The following is a 1,036-nucleotide window of genomic DNA, read 5'->3' as shown; positions in this document are numbered from 1 at the left end:
AAAAGAATAAGACTGTATATGCTAAGGATTCTAAAGTTGGAGAACAATTTGCGAGTTACATTGCTAAATCAAAGTCGATTAACAAAAATGAAATTAAAGTACTAACTGATATTGTTGGGGATTATCAATTCTCATTTGATTTTGACAATATAGTATTTTCTCGTGGATTAGCTAAAATTGCTGCTGGTTATGCTACGTTAAAAGGAGTTAATCGAACAAACTTGGCAAATATTATTGACTTAAATGACGGTAAGATTAAAACTGATATAGTGGTCACACCGTATATTTCCCCTACTAATGAGGAAAGTATTTTTGAAGAGAATATAAGAAATAGCTCTTGTTATCCTTTTCATACATTAGCTCTTTATGGTAATAAGGAAGAACGGTATTTATATTGTTATATCGATCTTTTTAGTACATTCCAGTATTTCGTAATTCTTAGTGATAACTACGATGGTGAAGATTTGTATCATAATTATTTTCATTCGTTAACAGAAAATAAAGACGTTACATACCAAGAATATTTAGATTCTGTTAATGGTATTGAGCATATTAAAAGCAATATGCCCACTGATTTCAGGCGTTATCCTATACATTATGTATATTCTATGAATTTCAATGTGTTAAATGACCCCGATTCCGTAAGAGGTTACACTTACTTTAAATGTAATACTTTGAATGCATATATAAATTTCATTAACATGTTAAATAAACTTGATAAATATGAATTGGCTTTGAGTGAAAACGGCTAACAAATGCATCAACACGATTTGCTACATTCGGCATTCTAGGTTTCTTTGAGTTTACCGTGTTAAGTGGTAAATTTGAGCTTAATCTGCATGGTAGCAAACGTGTTATGCAGGCGTTATGTAACAGGAGCCCACTGGTATGAAAATCGAAACTAAACGTTTGAAAATGGAAGTAATTACAGAAAACGATTGGGCGTTATTTTTACAACTACATTCTAATCCTGAAGTTATTTCACTATGCTTTGATAAGCCAGATGTTGAGGTTGAGATCGGAAGATCCCACGTCT

1 protein-coding gene is annotated in these 1,036 nt (G+C 31.8%); it reads left to right on the top strand.

What is annotated here, in order from left to right; translation table 11 throughout:
* The coding region (locus AACV33_RS03375; RefSeq protein ID WP_220488762.1) for a hypothetical protein at positions 1 to 752 on the top strand (752 nt) is incomplete at its 5' end.
* Positions 753 to 1,036 lie beyond the last annotated feature (284 nt).

The sequence above is a fragment of the Aliivibrio sp. SR45-2 genome (genome assembly GCF_963890165.1).
GTDB lineage: Bacteria > Pseudomonadota > Gammaproteobacteria > Enterobacterales > Vibrionaceae > Aliivibrio > Aliivibrio salmonicida.
Note: the sequence above shows the minus strand (reverse complement) of the source record. Positions and strands in the feature narration are given on the sequence as shown.